12 protein-coding genes, 2 pseudogenes, 1 CRISPR repeat array and 1 riboswitch (1 of these 16 only partly in view) are annotated in these 17,478 nt (G+C 50.6%); of the genes and pseudogenes, 4 read left to right on the top strand and 10 right to left on the bottom strand.

All coding sequences use genetic code 11. The features are described 5' to 3' along the window. Nucleotides 1-379: a CRISPR direct-repeat array (repeat unit 28 nt; unit sequence GTCTTCCCCATGTGCGTGGGGGTGTTTC) (it extends 2,457 nt beyond the left edge of the window). Between the two features lie 592 nt (nt 380-971). Together G9409_RS08725 and G9409_RS08720 are read left to right on the top strand one after the other, a co-directional pair. Further along, nucleotides 972-2,438, top strand: coding sequence for an aminoacyl-histidine dipeptidase (locus G9409_RS08725; protein WP_166808402.1), 1,467 nt, complete (start codon nt 972-974; stop codon nt 2,436-2,438). 114 nt (nt 2,439-2,552) lie between these two features. After that, nucleotides 2,553-2,830, top strand: a riboswitch (cobalamin riboswitch). A gap of 232 nt (nt 2,831-3,062) precedes the next feature. After that, entirely contained in the window at nt 3,063-6,503 is a 3,441-nt protein-coding gene (locus G9409_RS08720) for a vitamin B12-dependent ribonucleotide reductase (protein WP_166808401.1), read from the top strand. A gap of 268 nt (nt 6,504-6,771) precedes the next feature. Here G9409_RS08720 and G9409_RS08715 read toward each other — a convergent pair whose 3' ends face one another. From G9409_RS08715 to G9409_RS08690, 6 genes are all read right to left on the bottom strand, one after another. Then, entirely contained in the window at nt 6,772-7,272 is a 501-nt protein-coding gene (locus tag G9409_RS08715) for a GNAT family N-acetyltransferase (RefSeq protein ID WP_166808400.1), read from the bottom strand. Nucleotides 7,273-7,283: 11 nt separating this feature from the next. Beyond that, the gene (locus G9409_RS08710) at nt 7,284-7,598 is read right to left on the bottom strand and encodes a type II toxin-antitoxin system TacA family antitoxin (RefSeq protein WP_208019694.1); all 315 of its coding nucleotides are present in this window, start codon (nt 7,596-7,598) and stop codon (nt 7,284-7,286) included. Between the two features lie 242 nt (nt 7,599-7,840). Continuing rightward, nucleotides 7,841-9,016: a Wadjet anti-phage system protein JetD domain-containing protein gene (locus tag G9409_RS08705; RefSeq protein WP_166808399.1), complete on the bottom strand. Its 1,176-nt coding sequence runs from the start codon at nt 9,014-9,016 to the stop codon at nt 7,841-7,843. Next, on the bottom strand, nt 9,013-12,381 hold the full coding sequence (locus G9409_RS08700; RefSeq protein WP_166808398.1) for an ATP-binding protein: 3,369 nt from the start codon (nt 12,379-12,381) through the stop codon (nt 9,013-9,015). The genes G9409_RS08705 and G9409_RS08700 overlap by 4 nt, the downstream gene beginning before the upstream one ends. Next, nucleotides 12,374-13,009, bottom strand: a complete 636-nt coding sequence (locus G9409_RS08695; protein WP_166808397.1) for a DUF4194 domain-containing protein — start codon at nt 13,007-13,009, stop codon at nt 12,374-12,376. The genes G9409_RS08700 and G9409_RS08695 overlap by 8 nt, the downstream gene beginning before the upstream one ends. Then, nucleotides 13,009-14,460 carry a DUF3375 domain-containing protein gene (locus G9409_RS08690; RefSeq protein WP_166808396.1) on the bottom strand — a complete coding sequence of 484 codons (1,452 nt, stop codon included), beginning with the start codon at nt 14,458-14,460 and terminating at the stop codon, nt 13,009-13,011. The genes G9409_RS08695 and G9409_RS08690 overlap by 1 nt, the downstream gene beginning before the upstream one ends. Nucleotides 14,461-14,825: 365 nt before the next feature. On the opposite strand from G9409_RS08690, the gene G9409_RS12035 reads away from it, so the two are divergent. Continuing rightward, nucleotides 14,826-16,049 (top strand): DUF2442 domain-containing protein, encoded by a 1,224-nt coding sequence (locus G9409_RS12035; protein WP_235923282.1) that lies wholly within the window; start codon nt 14,826-14,828, stop codon nt 16,047-16,049. A gap of 139 nt (nt 16,050-16,188) precedes the next feature. Continuing rightward, nucleotides 16,189-16,422 carry a hypothetical protein gene (locus G9409_RS08680; protein ID WP_166808395.1) on the top strand — a complete coding sequence of 78 codons (234 nt, stop codon included), beginning with the start codon at nt 16,189-16,191 and terminating at the stop codon, nt 16,420-16,422. A gap of 109 nt (nt 16,423-16,531) precedes the next feature. Here the strand turns inward: G9409_RS08680 and G9409_RS08675 are convergent. The 4 genes and pseudogenes from G9409_RS08675 to G9409_RS08660 all read right to left on the bottom strand — a co-directional run. Next, nucleotides 16,532-16,681: pseudogene (locus G9409_RS08675) on the bottom strand (hypothetical protein); the annotation flags it as partial. Nucleotides 16,682-16,734: 53 nt separating this feature from the next. Then, on the bottom strand, nt 16,735-16,923 hold the full coding sequence (locus G9409_RS08670) for a hypothetical protein (RefSeq protein ID WP_166808394.1): 189 nt from the start codon (nt 16,921-16,923) through the stop codon (nt 16,735-16,737). Nucleotides 16,924-17,035: 112 nt separating this feature from the next. Further along, nucleotides 17,036-17,122, bottom strand: a pseudogene (locus G9409_RS12210) (type II toxin-antitoxin system RelE/ParE family toxin); the annotation flags it as partial. Beyond that, nucleotides 17,109-17,333, bottom strand: coding sequence for a ParD-like family protein (locus G9409_RS08660; protein ID WP_166808437.1), 225 nt, complete (start codon nt 17,331-17,333; stop codon nt 17,109-17,111). The gene G9409_RS08660 and the pseudogene G9409_RS12210, both read right to left, overlap by 14 nt. Between the last annotated feature and the right edge of the window lie 145 nt (nt 17,334-17,478).

Raw genomic sequence — 17,478 nt, 5'->3', positions numbered from 1 at the left:
TGGGGGTGTTTCTAGTTGATTGCTCAAATACAGTGAGTTCGGTTTGTCTTCCCCATGTGCGTGGGGGTGTTTCACGCAAATGACAATAACAGTAGAGTCTTTTCGAGTCTTCCCCATGTGCGTGGGGGTGTTTCTTAACCGAGGGAACTACGCCGAGGATTTTCCGTGTCTTCCCCATGTGCGTGGGGGTGTTTCCAGATAAATGTTTTGGTTGAAGCAGTTGAGAAGGTCTTCCCCATGTGCGTGGGGGTGTTTCCTGACCGGAGCAATCACCATCCCGGCAGCACCCGTCTTCCCCATGTGCGTGGGGGTGTTTCCATTCGATCACATTTCTTGTCTCTCCAGAGGTAAGTCTTCCCCATGTGCGTGGGGGTGTTTCCCAAGTATATTTTTGAGTGCTATCCATTCGTGGGGGATTAAGGGACGTAAGTGACAGAGGTAATTAATAATCCAATTTCTGTTTTTTCAAAAGGATCAGTTATTGGCTGTGAACTCATAATGGGGTGTAAGCTATCCCAGGAGGCGCGAGTCTGGATGCACCGGGGCCGCTCTTTTATTTGCACAGTCATGCCCTGCTTTGGGCGCGTGGATTGAAACCCCTTGCAGAGAGTGTGAGGGTTGCGGAATGCGCTCTACTAACTTCTTTGAGTCTACAGAGCTTGGGAACCATGTTCCCGGCAATCAATTTCAGTTTTCCTGTTTTTGTCGGCAACCTCTACTGATGTATATTTTCACGAATAGCAGATATGCAGAGGTATTGAGTGGTTTTGGTGCAGAGCTGTAATAAACTCAATATGGTCAGGGGATTAATATGTATGCAGAGCGATTGATATTGGAGACTGATCTATCGGGTAACCTGAAAAAAATGAACAAGTTGTCGCCTGTTATGATAGTATTACAAACCTTATGCCGAGCTGGATCTCGGCGCTCCCGGAAAATGAGGGTTCTGCCCTCCAACAACAATACATTTTATGAACAACGATATTTCAGGGTTGAGCCCGCATGAGGTTTGGAGGCATTTTCAGAGCCTGACCCGTATTCCCCGGCCTTCGGGCCATGAGGAGAAGATTCGTGAATTCATGACGGCATTCGGTCGCAACCTCGGCCTTGAGAGTATTGTGGATGATGCTGACAATGTCATTATCCGCAAGCCGGCCACTTCGGGACTGGAGAACCGGAAGGGGGTGATTCTGCAGGCTCATCTGGATATGGTGCCGCAGAAGAACACCGGAAAGAGCCATGATTTTGCAAAAGATCCGATTGAGACCATTATTGATGGCGAGTGGGTGCGGGCCGATGGCACCACACTTGGTGCTGACAATGGTGTCGGGGTTGCGGTAGCGATGGCCGTGCTTGAGTCTACAACGCTAAAGCATGGTCCTATTGAAGCGCTCTTTACCAGCAACGAGGAGGCCGGGATGAGCGGGGCAATGGGTCTGAAACCCGGAGTGCTGAAGGGTGAGATTCTCATGAATCTTGATTCGGAGGATGATGGGGAGCTCTTTATCGGCTGCGCCGGAGGTGTCAACGTAACCTCAACTTTCAACTACACTGAACACGCTCTATCGGAGGACTACCAGGGCTTCAGGATCAGCGTAACCGGCTTGATGGGCGGCCACAGCGGTGTGGATATCCATCTGGGCCGTGGTAATGCCAACAAGATCATGAACCGGATTCTCTATGAAGGCCATATCGGGTATGGTTTGCAGCTTATATCCATTGACGGGGGAAGTCTGCGTAATGCCATCCCTCGTGAATCCTTTGCCGTTGCTGCTGTTCCCGAAGTAACGGCGGCTGCTTTTCTTGACCGACTCTCTGTTTTGAGGGGCACCATACAAGATGAGCTGCGAGCGGTTGAACCAGCCCTGCAGATTGAAGTGGTTTCTGTTTCTCTCCCCGAAACGGCTATTGAACCGGCAGTGTTTCTCAGATTGATGAAGGCCATCTATGCCTGTCCGAATGGCGTTATGCGAATGAGCAGTGAGATGGAGGGTCTTGTTGAAACCTCCAATAATCTTGCCATGGTGAAATCCGGGAACGGCACAATTGCTGTTGACTCTCTCGTCAGAAGTTCGGTTGATTCGGCGAAAGTCGATCTTGAGCACATGATCACGGCTCTTTTTGATCTTGCAGGGGCGGGTTCGGTGGTTGACGGAGGCTATCCCGGCTGGAAACCGGATCCTGAGTCGCCGATTCTGAAGATCATGCAGGATCTATTTCAGAAGAAGTTCGGGAAGATTCCTGTGACGAGTGCGGTTCATGCGGGTCTTGAGTGCGGTATTATAGGAGGCGCATACCCTGCACTTGATATGATCTCTTTTGGTCCCACCATTCGCTACCCGCACTCTCCGGATGAGAAGGTGCATATTCCCTCTGTCGGGAAATTCTGGGATCTGCTTGTTGCTGTGCTTGGTGATATTCCTGTTAAAAATTTGTGATTTGCTGTAGTGTCGTCCCGATCTTTTATCTGACTCTGTTTTTTCCGGAGATCGCGAAAAATGAAGATTACCCTCTTTTGCGGTTGAAAGCGAGGGAAAAAAACAGTACACTGTTATCAGTTCTTTTTTTCTGGTGCCGGACTTGAAATGGTCCGGATAATAGGGAAGTACGTGAGATTCGTACACTGTACCCGCAACTGAAAAACGGTTCGCTGGAGAGGGGAGGCAAACAACCCAGTTTGTTCATTTTCTATTCAGCAGGATCAAGCCACGTCGTTATCCGAGATGTTACCACCGGAGAGACGGGGGAAGGCTTTTTCCACATTGAACGCCTGCCGAAAGGGCAGAAAACCGTTGATAGTCAGGAGACCTGCCGGAAAGATATTGCCATTTGACTTCGGGATCAAAGTCAGGCAATAAACCTTGCATTTTTTCACAGGAAAGAAGGGAAAAAAAACAGAGAAATTGTCTCGAATAGCCATCTTTTTCGATAAATGTTATATTAAACTTTATTGGAAAATCTGATATCGAGCAGAGAGTGTCATTGAGGGCGCAAGTCCGCTAAGTTATAATTATATAATTATTTATACAGTCACATATCAATACTGATACTGGAGAATCTCTATGAAAATTTCCCGTCTGTTCACCAGTCCCGGCGAAAATGTTTTCGACAGGTTTGAATACACGACACGCTCTTCGGTTCTGCGGAATCCGGACGGTTCGAAAGTGTTTGAAATGACCGATATCGAGGTGCCGAAACAGTGGTCGCAGGTTGCCGCAGATATTCTTGCACAGAAATATTTCCGCAAAACCGGGGTGCCCCAGCGGGACGAAAATGGCGAAATTATTCTTGATGCCGAAGGGCATCCTGTGACCGGCAGTGAGCACTCCATCAGGGAGGTTGTTCATCGTCTGGCAGGGTGCTGGAAGGATTGGGGTGAGAAAAACAGATATTTTGATACAGCGGAAGATGCCCAGACCTTTTATGATGAGGTCGCTTTCATGATTCTCAAGCAGATGGGCGCACCCAACTCTCCGCAGTGGTTCAATACAGGCCTTAATTTTGCCTATGGCACGACCGGGCCTGCACAGGGTCACTACCATGTTGATCCTGAAACGCGTGAGGTGAAGGAGTCCGAGGATGCCTACAGCCGCCCGCAGGCTCACGCCTGTTTTATCCAGTCGGTCAGTGACGATCTGGTCAATGAGGGTGGTATTTTCGATCTGGCGATTCGTGAGGCGAGGGTATTCAAGTTCGGCAGCGGCTCGGGTACCAACTACTCCAACCTTCGCTCGGGAGGTGAAAAACTGAGTGGCGGCGGAAGTTCGTCGGGTCTGATGAGTTTTCTGAAGATTTTTGATTCTGCGGCCGGAGCTATAAAATCAGGCGGCACAACCCGCAGGGCAGCCAAGATGGTTATTGTCGATATCGACCATCCGGATGTGGAGAAATTTATCGAATGGAAGGCCAAGGAGGAGGACAAGGTTGCCTCGCTCGTGGCCGGATCAAGAATCTGCTCCCGTTTTCTGCAGGCCATTGTTGAAGAGGCTCTTTTGAACGGTTCTGACCGCAAGGAGAATCCGGCACTCAACCGCCTGATTCAGAATGCGCTCAGCAGGGCCGTGCCGATGAGCTATATCATACGGGTGCTTGCTTTGGTCGAACAGGGATTCACGACGCTTGATTTTGATGAGTATAACTCCAATTATGAGTCGGAAGCCTACCAGACGGTCGGCGGCCAGAACTCCAACAATACCGTCAGGGTGACCAACGAGTTCATGAAGGCGGTGGAGAATGACGATATCTGGCAGCTTCGCCAGCGTACAACCGGCAAGAACGTCCGTGCAGTAAAGGCGCGTGATTTGTGGGAGAAAATTCTGCTCAGTGCATGGAAGTGCGCCGATCCGGGCTTGCAGTTCGATACAACGATCAACGAGTGGCACACCTGCCCGGCAAGCGGACGGATCAATGCGAGCAACCCCTGCTCGGAGTACATGTTCCTTGACGACACAGCCTGCAATCTTGCAAGTCTCAACCTTATCCATTTCATTGATGAGGAGTCGGGCAAGGTAAAGATCCGTGAGCTGCAGCACGCTTCAGCTCTCTGGACTATCGTCCTTGAAATTTCAGTGCTGATGGCGCATTTTCCTTCAAAGGAGATTGCCCGCCTGAGTTACGAGTACAGAACGCTCGGGCTTGGTTTTGCCAATCTCGGCACCGTACTGATGGTGCTCGGCATCCCTTACGATTCACCAAAAGCGCTGGCCCTTGCCGGTGCAATTGCATCGGTCATGACCGGTCAGGCCTATGCCACCTCGGCAGAGATGGCGCATGACCTCGGAGCTTTTGCCGGTCACAGCGCAAATGCAAAGGATATGCTTCGTGTTATCCGCAACCATCGCCGGGCAGCACACAACCTCTCTGAAGAGGAGTATGAGGGGCTTTCGGTCAGCCCTCGCGGTATTGATTCGGAGTACTGCCCTAAGGAGCTCTTCGAGGCTGCCGGAAAGATCTGGGATGAGGCGCTCCAGAAGGGCAAGAAGTATGGTTTCCGAAATGCCCAGGTGAGCGTGATTGCGCCTACCGGCACCATCGGACTGGTTATGGATTGTGATACGACCGGAATTGAGCCGGAGTTTGCTATTGTCAAATTCAAGAAACTGGCCGGTGGCGGCTACTTCAAGATTGTCAATCAGTCGGTGCACAAGGCGCTTGAACGGCTCGGTTACACCCCGTCACAGATTGACGACATTGAGCACTACTGCAAGGGGCATGGCACGCTTGCCGGTTCGCCCTCCATCAACCGACAGTGGCTTAAAACCCGCGGCTTCAGCGATGAGAAGATTGACGTGGTCGAGTCGCAGCTTGAAACGGTTTTTGATATCCGTTTTGCCTTTAACAAATGGATTCTCGGAGAGGAGTTCTGCGCTTCGCTCGGTTTCAGTGATCAGCAGCTGAACGATCCAGACTTTGATCTGCTTCAGGCTCTCGGCGCTACGCCGGAGGATGCCGAGTTGGCCAATGACTATGTGTGCGGCACCATGACCATCGAAGGTGCTCCTCATCTGAAGCTGGAGCATCTGCCGGTCTTTGACTGCGCCAGCCGGTGCGGCAAGAAAGGTCAGCGCTATATCAAGCATATGGCCCATGTGCGCATGATGTCGTCGGTACAGCCATTTATTTCAGGCGCGATCTCCAAAACGGTCAACATGCCTTCTACCGCCACTACGGCTGAAATCGGTGAGGTCTACACCTCGGCATGGCAGCATATGATCAAGGCTATTACGGTCTACCGCGACGGTTCAAAGCTCTCCCAGCCGCTCAACAGCTCCAGCTATCAGGATCTTGACGAAGTCATTATGCTTGGCACCGAAGAGAGCCTTGACGAGACCAAGGGTCCCAAAGAGGTTCAGGAGCAGATTGTTGAACGGGTCTATCACCGCTCCGAGCGCCGCTATCTGCCGAAACGCAGAAAGGGGTACATCCGTGAAGCCTATGTTGGTGGACACAAGGTCTTTCTCAGAACAGGGGAGTATCAGGACGGCTCTCTCGGTGAGGTTTTTATCGACATGTACAAGGAGGGCGCTTCCTTCAAGGGGCTCCTCAACTGTTTTGCCGTGCTCGCTTCAAAAGCGCTGCAGTACGGTATGCCGCTTGAAGAGCTGGTGGACAGCTTTACCTTTACCCGCTTTGAACCGGCAGGTGCGGTTCAGGGCCATAATGCCATCAAGAACTCCACCTCCATTCTGGATTATGTTTTCCGCTCAATCGGCTATGACTATCTCGGCCGGAAGGATTTTGTTCATGTTAAAGCTGTTGATGAGGTGCATGAGGGTGATGCCGAGGGCATTAGCGGCTCGAACGGTCATGCGCCTGTTGCCGAGCCGGCCCTTGCTGTTCACAGTAGTTCAGAAGGCTCCTCAACCCGCAAAAGCCAGGTCTATCAGGCCAAGGTTCAGGGCTATACCGGCGAGCAGTGCGAAAACTGCGGTTCCATGCGCGTCAAGCAGAACGGGACGTGCAAGGTTTGTGAGGATTGCGGCATGACCACCGGCTGCTCCTGAACCTCACTGTACCTGTTGCGCGGCTCGATTGCCTCGTTGGGCGGTGCTCGAAATCCTCATGTACTCTGTGTACATTCCGGTTTCTGAGCTCCTTCCGCCTCGCTCTCAGCCGCTCACGACGGTATAGCGAGGTTCACCCCCGATCAGAGGATTGATTTTGGATGCTGGATTTTGAATTAAAGAGTCAGGATGGCTGAAAAAGCTTTCCTGACTTTTCTTTTTTTTACCACTCTCATTTTTCTTTCCGTCTACTATATCCGGGTACAGGTCAGATTTTGCTGATGGTGCTCAGTGGTAAAAAGAGAGTGTGAAGGCGGTCGATGCAGGGAATAAAACCGTGGTGTAGATAAAAGGCTTCTGCTTGTTCATTTTTTGCGTCAACGAGCAGTGCATATACTGCCATTGATGAAGTTGATGACCTGAGAAGGGCATCAGCGATAAGAGCGCTGCCGATCCGCTTTCCCTGATAAGAGCTGTCAACGGCGAGACGCCCTATTCTTGAGGCGGTCACTGCATGATAGCGAGGCATTTTCCTGGTGATCACTTCAGGTAACCCAGGCAACGGTATTTGAGCAGCCGAAAGCGTATAGTAGCCTGCGATTTTTTGACTAATGTTATCAATTGCCACAAAGCACCTGGTGATATTTCTCCTGATATCCTGGCCGACTTGAACTGCAAAGTAGTTGTCGAGAACTTCAGATCCAGAGTTGAACCCTTCTCTGACATGGTTACTGTTCAGTGGTTCCACTGAAAATGTTGGGTGGCTCATAACGCAACCGGTTATTTTGCCTGGCCAAACAGTTCGGAGTGACTTTCGAAAGCTTTTCGCAGTGCAGCATTGGGCTCTGGAGGATTCATTAAGGCCTCGGCAAAAGCCTTCTGCCCTTCGATCGACAACAGGATAACAGAATCTTCCTCAATGGCTTTCGTTGCCGCTTCAAGTGCAGCATAGACGACAAAATCAGTTACCGTTCGCCCCTGAATCTCGGCGGCCCGTTTGATTTGTGCGTGAACAGTTCGGGTTATCCGTGCTTCAAGGCGAGCCTTCGCCTCGACTGGCTCTTTCATTCCTTTTCGCTTGAGATTTGTGCTCATGATCAGCCTGTTTGTTTTGTACGGCAATTTACCGGAATATACAGATATAATCAATCAAGCCAATGGGGAAGAGTTTTGCGATTGAATTTGTGATTTCTGTTGATTCTTGTTGATGTTGTGTAATATGTATTGCATTGTATAACATGTATTGAGGAAGATGATGGAAAAAGAGAAAGCAGATCAGATGATCGGTATCCGCATTCCGAAGAGCATTGGAGAGCGGCGCCTTGGTCTGGAAGATTTCAATTCTTCCCCAAAGCCATAACCAGCCACTCGAATCCAATCTTTTCCTGCTCAAGCCGGATGTGATGGCCCAGCTCATCAAAGCGTAATTGATCGTAAATCGTACTTTCTTCAGCGGTCAGGCGCGTGAGGGTACCGGTTTCGGGGGATGGTTCTGTGCCCCAGAGTGTTTGATGCTGCATCAGTGTCTCACGATCCATCAGAAGGGAGGCTGCATGGGGAAAGAATTTGCGCAGTTGGTTGAGGATGGCGAAGCCATGGGTGTCGAGGTCTCCCCAGTAGTGGATTTTCCGGTCATGGAGCCAATGTACTTCAGCGAGGTTCTCAAAACCGTATCCGGCTCCGAAGATTACCATTGCTGCCGGAACCGGGGGAAATGCGAGAAAGTTGATTTCGTTTTCGGTGATGAAGACCTTTGTGGCTGCGATCTCCAGTTGGGCAAAAGTTGCCTGTGTTACCGTAATATCCTGATCGGTCCCGGTTGACAGTATTGACAGTTCAGGGTCGAGGATTCTGAAGCGCACCCGCTGGGGTTTGTCCTGAAATCCATACCGGCGGCAAAATCCACCGGAGCCTGTGGCTGTTGCATTAATCTCTTCCGGCTGAAGCACGAGGTCGAACAGCTCTCCAAGCACGCCGCGGTACCCTTCAATAAACTTGCTGTGTACTCCGCAGAGGTCAATCTGGCGCAGGTAGATGCCGGGTCGGGGATTATTTCTTTTCCATTCGACGATGTCAAGAAGGCGGGGCCACTCTTCGGCCAGCTCCAACGCACGCAGAGGGCGTTTTGCAAGCCAGGGGAGCAGTTCAGGCTGGCAGTTGCGGGTGAGTGCAACCTGGGCAGCAAACTGCTCGGCTTCTCGCCGTTTGCCAATCAAGCCGAGAGCATCATCAAGTGTGTCGATCCAGATCTCTGACGGTATTTCATTGGCTCCAAGAATCCGGTGGTTGAGGGTGCGCCATACAATCCGGTAGTGCTTTGTTGCATTTGAGAGTTGGGCAATCCAGTCGCGTACTTCGGAAAATGAGTTGCTCAGCTCCCGTGAGTCAGGCCCTTTCAGTGTCAGGCGACAGGGAAACAGCTCTTCGCCACCACAAAAGGTGGAGAGCAGGAGGCCCCGATCCCAGAGTTTCTGCACCTGGGCCTTGAGTTCGGCGGGGGTTGTCCAGTTCATTCGAGTGCTTTCTCTTTTTCGGCTTGGTACTCTTCGATGCTGAGGTTGCGCAGTACCGAAGAGCGTCCCTCCGCGTTGTGCACAAACCCGACACTGGATACAAACGGTTCGATGATATGGATTTTCTGCAACGGTGTGACAATGAGCAGTTGCAGGTTGAGCTGGGCGAAGAGTTGCAGGCCGTACTGCGCTGACTCGTCGGAGCCGCGTCCGAAGGCTTCGTCAATAACCACAAAGCGGAAGGAACGTGAGCGCACTGCGCCCCATTCAAGGCCGAATTGATAGGCGAGGCTGGCGGCAAGCACCGTATAGGCGAGTTTCTCTTTCTGTCCGCCGGATTTACCCCCCGAGTCAGCGTAGTGTTCATGTTCGGTGTTATCTTCGCGCCACCGCTCGCTGGCGGCAAAGACAAACCAGTTGCGTACATCGGTCACTTTGGCAGTCCAGCGCCGGTCGAGGTCAGCATAGGCTTCACGTCCACGGAATCGGTCGATGATACGCCGTACCTGGAGGAATTTTGCCTCGGAGTACTGTGCGTCATCCGAGCCGGTCAGTGAGCCTTCGGTGCAGGCTCGCAGCTCAGACTGAAATTCACGAATGTCAAGATCAAGGTTCATCTGTGCTTCAAGGCTGATGTAGCGGCCCGGATTGTAGTCGATTTGCGTGAGCGATTCATTGATAAGGGTAATGCGCTCCTTGATGGTTTCACGCTCGCGGGCCAGTTGCGACTGAAAATTGGCAACTTCACGGATGGTGTTTTCGTTAAGCAGATCCTTGAAGCGACTCTCGAATCGAGGAAGATCGTCAGCCTGGAGTTGGGCAAACATTGAGCGATATTCAAACCCTGCGGCAATGTTGACATCCACCTCCCTGGTTTCGAGCTTCCACTCCTCCTTGTATTCGGTCATCGCCCTGATGATCTTTTCGCCGAGCCGAGAGAGCTTTTTGTCCTCGGAGTCAATCTTTGTCTGAAGCCAGTCACGCATCTCCCGCTCGCGATTGTCGGAGGATTCAACCGTCAGTGACTGGTCACTGAAAGCTTCGGTGCGCATCTGCTGGAGCAGTGCGAATCGTTCGGCTGATTCAGGGCCAGCTTCGTCAAGCAGCGTTCGGGTCTGCTCTTGCGATTCACTGTTGATGATGATTTTTTGCTCGATTTTTGAGCGTTTATCCTTTCGGTCGTCCAGTTGCCGCTCCGTCTCCTTCAGCTTTTCTTCGAGCGCGGCAAGCTGTGCGGTCAGAGTTTGCAGAATATTTGATGTTGCTTCAAGTTCTCGTTTTTCTGTTTCGAGTTTGGCAATGGCAAATGCTACCGGCTGCCAGTCGAGATCGCGGAAATCGGGATATTCGTCAAGCTTGGAGAGTGTTTTCAGGCGCTCCTTGAGTGTGGTTTGCTCCTGCTGCAATGTGCTTATGCGTCCGGCAAGGTCGGCAAGCTCATTTTTCTGCCGCGTGGCCTCTGCTTCCAGTACCGCAATTTTGGCAGTATTGCTCCATCCGAGTACGTAATGGCTGCGGTCGTCAAGGCGGTGGCGGTCATCCTTTTCGTGGCGTTCACCCGGCGACTTGATCTGCCCTGCCAGGGTTATCGCTTTTTTCTCTCTCCGGAACTCCTCCTGATTCATGCAGCAGACCAGATCGAAACGATGAGCCACTTCACGTTCAATCCAGTCATAGTAAGGTGAGTCGGCCTTGATGGCGAGCTTGCGTGACAGTGAAACGGGATGATCCGGCAACTGTTCGTTGCTGCGGGTGTGCTGGCGTACCCTGAAATAGACAAGACGTCCTTTCAGGTGGGTTTTGTCAACCCATTCCGCCACTTTCTGGTAGTGTTGGTCGGGCACCAGCAGCGAGAGTCCGAAGTTGCGGAGCACTCGCTCAATGGCTCCTTCCCAGAGCTTCTCCTCTTCACGTACCTGGAGCAGCTCACCTCCAAACGGCATCCCGGCTTCCGCGATATTCAAGGCAGTGCAAAGCGAACGGCGCATGGCAATCTGTTTTTCATCAATATTGCTCATGCGCGCTTTCAGGCTTTTGATCTCTGCACTGAGTTGCTCATGCTTATTGCGCCCCTGTGTAAAGAGGACTCCTGACTCGTTAAGATCGTTTTGAACACTTGCTTCAGCTTCAGCAGTCGCTTCGAGCATGGCAGTGTGACCGATACGCTGAAGATGAAACTCCTCGGCAGTTGTTGCTGGATGCTCCTCAAGCTGACGTACAAGTTTTTCGTATCGGGACGCTTTTTGTGTACGCCGTTCAAGATCTTCCTGTTTCAGGAGAATCTCGGACGAAATGCTTTCGATTCTGTCGCCGCCGTTTTCAGCAATGGTTCGGCGCAGTTCACGGTCACGTTCCTGTCGGGCGCGGCGCTCTGTGTCAAGGCGCTCAATGGCGATATGGTGACGGTTCAGCTCATCCTGAAGCGATGCATGGCGTTTTTCGAGCAGTTCGAGTTTAAGCGATGCAAACCAGGGGCGCAGGGCTTCACGGGAGGCTCGAAGCTCTTCGGCTCTTTCCGCCATTGTCTGGTGAGTGTCGCAATCAGCCACCAGTGGCCCAAGCATCTCAATCTGTCGTTTGGCTTTAAGAACAGCTTCGTGTGCGCGGTTGAGATCTTCGAAATGCTGGATAAGGGCGGCAATGCGTGGTTCGACCGTGAAGGGTTCAAGCATGTGGTTTCGCACGAAATCGGTCAGGTTTCCCACTGACTTGAGCGAAACGGTTTGATGAAAGAGGTCAAGTGCCTGCTCATTTTCGATGCCAAAGCGCCGCCGGAACCATGCACCGTATTTGGGGAAGCTTTCAAACATCTCAATGCCTGAGCCACGCAACCGTTTGCGCAGGGTTGAGATTTCCGTGCCAAACGATGAAAAATCGGCAGCGATGGATAAGTCACGTTCACATACAGCATAAAGACGGGCAGGTTGAGCAGCATCCTTCATCCAGAAAATTTGCGCGAGGGTTACGGTTTTGTCGTACCCCTCATTATGAAAGACGCCGAGAATCACCGAATAACTGTTGAGTTCCCGCAGGGCAACCGGTTTGGCTCCACCTCCGAGATTCTCCTGCCGCTCCGACTTGAAGTAGCCGAGCACGTAGGAGCGGAGCGTTCGTTCACGGTTATCGGCACCTGCTGCCTTGTTGTAGGCTATGTGCTGGCTGGGTACCAAAAGGGTGGTTACGGCATCAACCAGTGTCGATTTTCCCGAACCGATATCTCCCGTGAGGAGTCCGTTCCTTCCACCAAGTTTGAGCGTCCAGACCCGTCCATCAAAGGTGCCCCAGTTGAAAACCTCAAGGCGCTGCAGGCGAAAACCAGCCAGCCGGTCATCAGCAACAAAGCCAAATTCAAGTTCTTTACTCATCACTTCCCTCCATTGGTTGCGCAGGTCGCTCCAGGTATTCGTTGAGGCGCTTATCAAAATCGGCCAGCCACTGCGCGTCAATAAAGGCCTTTATAATGCGGCGAACTTCAATCATCTGCCGTTCACCCCGCAAACGACGGATAAAGCCAAGATCGGCGATTTTGTTGAGCGTGGCATCAACCTGATCGATCAATTTGACCTCATTGCTGGCGGGGGGCAGAAAAATCCGGATCAACTCAACTACCTCGTCCAGTGACATAATCAGGCGGGTGTCGCCGCCTCCGGCATCAAATTCGGCAAGTTTTTTGCGAAGCAACGCGAGCAGCAGGCTGACCGGGTAGCTGAGTTGACGGCGAGCTATCAGTCGTGGAGCGGTGTTTGTGCCCTCTGTTTCGTTGTCAGAGCGAGAGCGCAAAAAAGCATATCCTTCCGCCTCGTCGAACGTCAATTCCAGACCAAGCACTGCCACGTAATCCCGAACAGAAGCTTGCAGGTTGAGCAAAGCGATCCATAAAGCAGGGCTCTCCTCCTGGTAGATCACTCCTTTCAAAAGGGGGATCACAATGGACGCAAGTTCCTGTGCCGGATAACCCGGTCGGCCAGGTTCAATATCTGTATGGTGGTTCATTATCCGTTTCTTAATAGTATAATACGCGGCAAGGTTGCCTCTCTGGTCACACCTGTCCCGGTTTGCCATGTTACCTGTTCCTCTACCCCTTCATCGACGGCTGTCCGGGGCCATTCACTGGCCAGTTGCAGCAATACAACCAGTTCGGCAAGACCGTTACGCAAAGGATGGCGCGCAACAACCTCTCCGAGGGTGATCTGGCTGCGCGATTGAAGCTCCATGCGGATATTTCGCAGCAGCTCGGCGCGGTCAACCACCACCTGTGCGTAGAGAATGGCGGTATCAATCTCTGCATCCCCTTCATCGAGCGCTACTCCGGCAATCAATGGTTTGAATGGAGGGCGATAAAGGGCTCTTTCGAACGGAAGTTCGATGGCAGCAGAGGAGCTGTCGAGAGGCATAAATGCACCTGGAGGGAAGAGGTCTTCGCGCACATCAAGGGCATGGGTTTCGATTTCGTGCAGAATGTCCATGATTCGGCGATTTTCAAGCCACGCCTTGTCATCAAGAAAGCGGCGCAACTGCTCGGAAAGCCGGGCCACTGTGCGCTGGGTATGCTCACCGGCCTCCAGCCAGTCGTAATGAACGCGTCGAAGACGGCTGTCGGGGTGCATTGAAATAACAGGCGGCAAGCTCAGTACCACTTCGAGAAGCAGGCTTAACTCCTCTTGGCGGGATTGCGACATGAGAAAATCCCAGAATGCACGGAAACTTTTTCCCTGATCAGAATCGGCGATGGTATCACGTTCACCCATAATCTCTTCAAGCAGCTCACCTTTTGAGCCTTCCCAAAGAGCGATGCGCTCACGCACGCGGCGGTCGAGCCGGCGAAAGTTATGTTCAACCTCGCGAAAATCGGTTAATAACTCACGGGCGAGCTGCAGAAACTGCTGGAACCGGTCTTTCAGGCTGGTATCATCAAGCAGAGATATCTCACCGGCAAGCGTGCGCTCAATCTCTGCATCAATATCGTCACGGCGTTTTTGCAGTTCGGCCAGGCGCACTTCAGGGTCGGTCTCGCTTCCCGTGCTCATTTGACGCAAGAGTTCAAACAGGGTAAGAAGGCGCGACTCTGTTCCTACAAAAGCGCGCTCAGTCAAACTCTCCAGCCATGAGAGTGCCTTTTCGGTTGAAGCCGTCAGGTCAAAGTGAGGCTCATCCGTTCCGTCAGGATAAAATTTGCGCAGCCACCCCTTCTCGTTGTCGGCCCAGTCATTCAGGTAGCTTTGAGCTGTACCGGGAAAGGGGTCGGAAGCCTGTTGCTGACGCAGGTTAAACAGTTCATCTTCAAGCGCCTCGACAAGATCAGCCTGCGAGAGTATCCGCACATTGGGCACAATAAAGACCCTGTGCAGAAAACCGGCCACCAGCGGAGCATGCTGGGCGCACAACAGGCGCCAGGCAGGGTGGTTCTGACGGAGCAGGTTCAGGGTGGAGTAGTCGAGAGTCATAAAGGTTATGAGCAGGAGCTAACTGTTGATTACGGAGTAATAAGAGTTGCTTGATGCAGTCCGGGATTTGAAGTTGAAGTTAAAGCTTTTTCTCCGGTTTTTTTTGGACTTGCTTATTTGTCATCTCGACTTAAGGGAGAGATCTCATCCGGCAGGCCTCGTGAATTGGCGTTCCGTTACAAAAGGAATTCCCGGAAGACAGGCCTGCATGGTTGCTTTCGTTTTTTTGATTGCAAGTTGGTGAGTTACTGGCAACCAGATGATTGATGCCGGGTTTTAGTGTTTTGTCGGCTGTTTTGATGGCCTGAAATTGTTTGTTATACTTCAAAAACAGGCCGTTTTGACCCGCCACTGGAGTAAAGATCATGTTAGAAGTTACTAAGGCTGAATACATAGAGGAGTACCGGATAAAGATTACGTTTAACAACGCGGCAAGCGGGGTGGTTGATCTGAAGGACGCGCTGCGGGGCTCTATGTTTGAAAAACTGAAAGATTACAACACATTCAGGAAATTCGAAGTCTCGGATGTTGTCCATACTATCAGGTGGGAAAATGATGCAGACCTTGCACCAGAGTATCTGTATCAGAAAATGGTTGAACAAAGTACGGCGTTAAGAATCAAAGAAGCACCATCGGCATACAATGGAACTCTGGGCGAGTTGTACGATGGTTGGGCAAAGCATGTACTTCTGTTACCATCTGTCGTAGAAGAGTTCCATAGACAATTCTGTTCCTATCTGGACTCTGCAGATACTCTGTTTCTCATTCGTTATGTGGCTGGTCAGAAACGTGGTCAAATCGAACCAACAGATTTTGGCCAGCTGTTGCGCCCAACAGACAATTCCCCAGCGTGGTGGATTCACTACCAGCTCTTTTCGGGTCATTTTCGGCAGTATGCATCATTTAATTCATTTATTGAGTCAGTCCCCAGCCATATGTTTCAAGTCCGTTTACCGGAAAGTATCAATAAGGCTGGATGGCACGTTGCGCATATTTTCGATGTCAAAGATAGAGATGTCCATTTTCGCCGATGGGATCGTAAAGAGCTGGTGAGAAGGTTTGCTCGCAATATTCACCCTTGCAACTACTTCTACCTTCCAAAGTATGAATGGCAGCGTCACGGGAGCAATCCAACAGTTATTGCATTTTTTTATGAACAGTTCAAATCGATCTATCGAACAATATGGGAAGACTTCCTGAGGCTGGTGGACAGCACGCCGTTGCTTATCTCGGTCGGGGTGGGCGAATACAGATACGCATTTTCAGCCAACAAGACAGACCAGTGCAGTGCCCCTGGGGCTGGAGAGGATCCATGTGCAGAATTGAACGAATGTGTTGCGAAATACCCACACTATAGGTTGTGCTTCAAAGCTGATGTGATTGAGTCACTGGGCATAAACGACAGGTTTTGCATAGTATCAAATGCTGGAACCTTTATCATGACCAAACGCGAGTTTTACGAGACATTCCCCAAAGTAAGAGAATCCAAGAGTTATTGGCTGCCTTGTGGGTATCATTACCCGAATCCGCCTCGGCGGGCATTGCAATTCAAGGTTGAACGGTTTCGACTTGCTACCCAGCAGGATTAGCAAGAAATTGTTAGCATTTGGTAGTTGGGTTTCCCCTGCGCGATTTTAAATCCAATGTATTTTAATGTTATGAAGATATTCACAATTCTGTCATTAAATTCTGCGAAGAGCCTTTTAATTCCAAAATACTATATGGGTTATGTGTCTTGATTTTGATTGGTTTAGCCTGTCGGATAAACGGCGATTTCAGCGGGAGAAATACGGATTATCAATATCAGAAGCAGAAAGTTGCTTGAAGTGTTATAATTCAACTGTTTATCCTATTGCAAATGAGGTGGCTGATTTTATTAGGGATCATTGGACCTCTGAACAAATTGATATGTTAAATCTTGATGCTCAAAAAGCACTTTTTGTATGCCTTGGAAGAAAGTGAGTCGAGAGCTATACAGCGAATACCCATATTGTTTATTGTTGTAAGGACTGAATTGTTTTAAGGATTTTATAACAGCTTTTAATTGTGTTTGAATATCGTCCTTTCGCTGTCAAACTATCATTAAATCCTTCAACACCTCAGCCAGCCAATCGAACCCGATCTTTTCCTGTCCCAGGGGGATATGATGACCCGGGTCATGAAAGCGTAACTTATCGTAAATCGTACTTTCTTCAGCGGTCAGGCGCGTGAGGGTACCGGTTTCGGTTGGTTCGTTTCGGGAAAAAGTGGGGGGTTAGTTTAAAGCGTAGCAAGTTATTTGGAGTTGATCTCTTCAGTAGCCTCTTCAGCCAAAACTGCCAATGTATCCTGACTTGACGCAAAACTTTTGTCCCACCGGAAATCATCCTCAATTTCCTCAAGAATCAATGCGGCAATGGCATTTTGCTCATTATCGGACAATGTTTTGACTTTATTAACGGCTTGTTCAAGCAGTTTGGTCATAATGGTTGTTTTATTATAAATGACCTGAATTCATCCTTCCGAAACCCGTTAAATATACTTGAAGCTACCGCTTTTTCAGAAAACCGCATAATATGCTCGACAATCGACAAGATTACCGTTTGAGTGTCCGGTAGAAATTTTCGTGGGCGCCCAACAGCAGCAGGTGACGGCTTGCGGCATCCTACTCATAAGCGAGAAGGGTGGTTAAATGGTGTTGAGTTCACCTTTCCTTCAGCCAGCACAATCAGAAGATCCTGAATGAAATCGATGGGCAAATCAGGATTGTCGAGAGCTGTCCGTCCGATCATTGCCCAAAACTCAACCTGTCCGGCAATGGTCCGATGCTCTGCCCTGGCCTGGATTTTTGCTTGTTCGTACAAGGTTTCATCTATTCGTACCGGTATTCCCATTTTTTTCTCCAAGGATAGTTTTGCTACAAATGTTGTGAAAAAACACGGTAAACAAATTCCGGCAGTCATCGGAGACGTTTGAGAGATCTCTCACCCCGATGAATCGGGATTCGAGATGACTCCATCCATAATTCAACATCCAAAA

Origin of the sequence: Candidatus Chlorobium masyuteum, from assembly GCF_011601315.1 — a bacterium.
Lineage (GTDB): Bacteria > Bacteroidota > Chlorobiia > Chlorobiales > Chlorobiaceae > Chlorobium > Chlorobium masyuteum.
The sequence above is the reverse complement of the archived record's forward strand: the minus strand, read 5'-3'. Positions and strand labels throughout refer to the sequence as shown.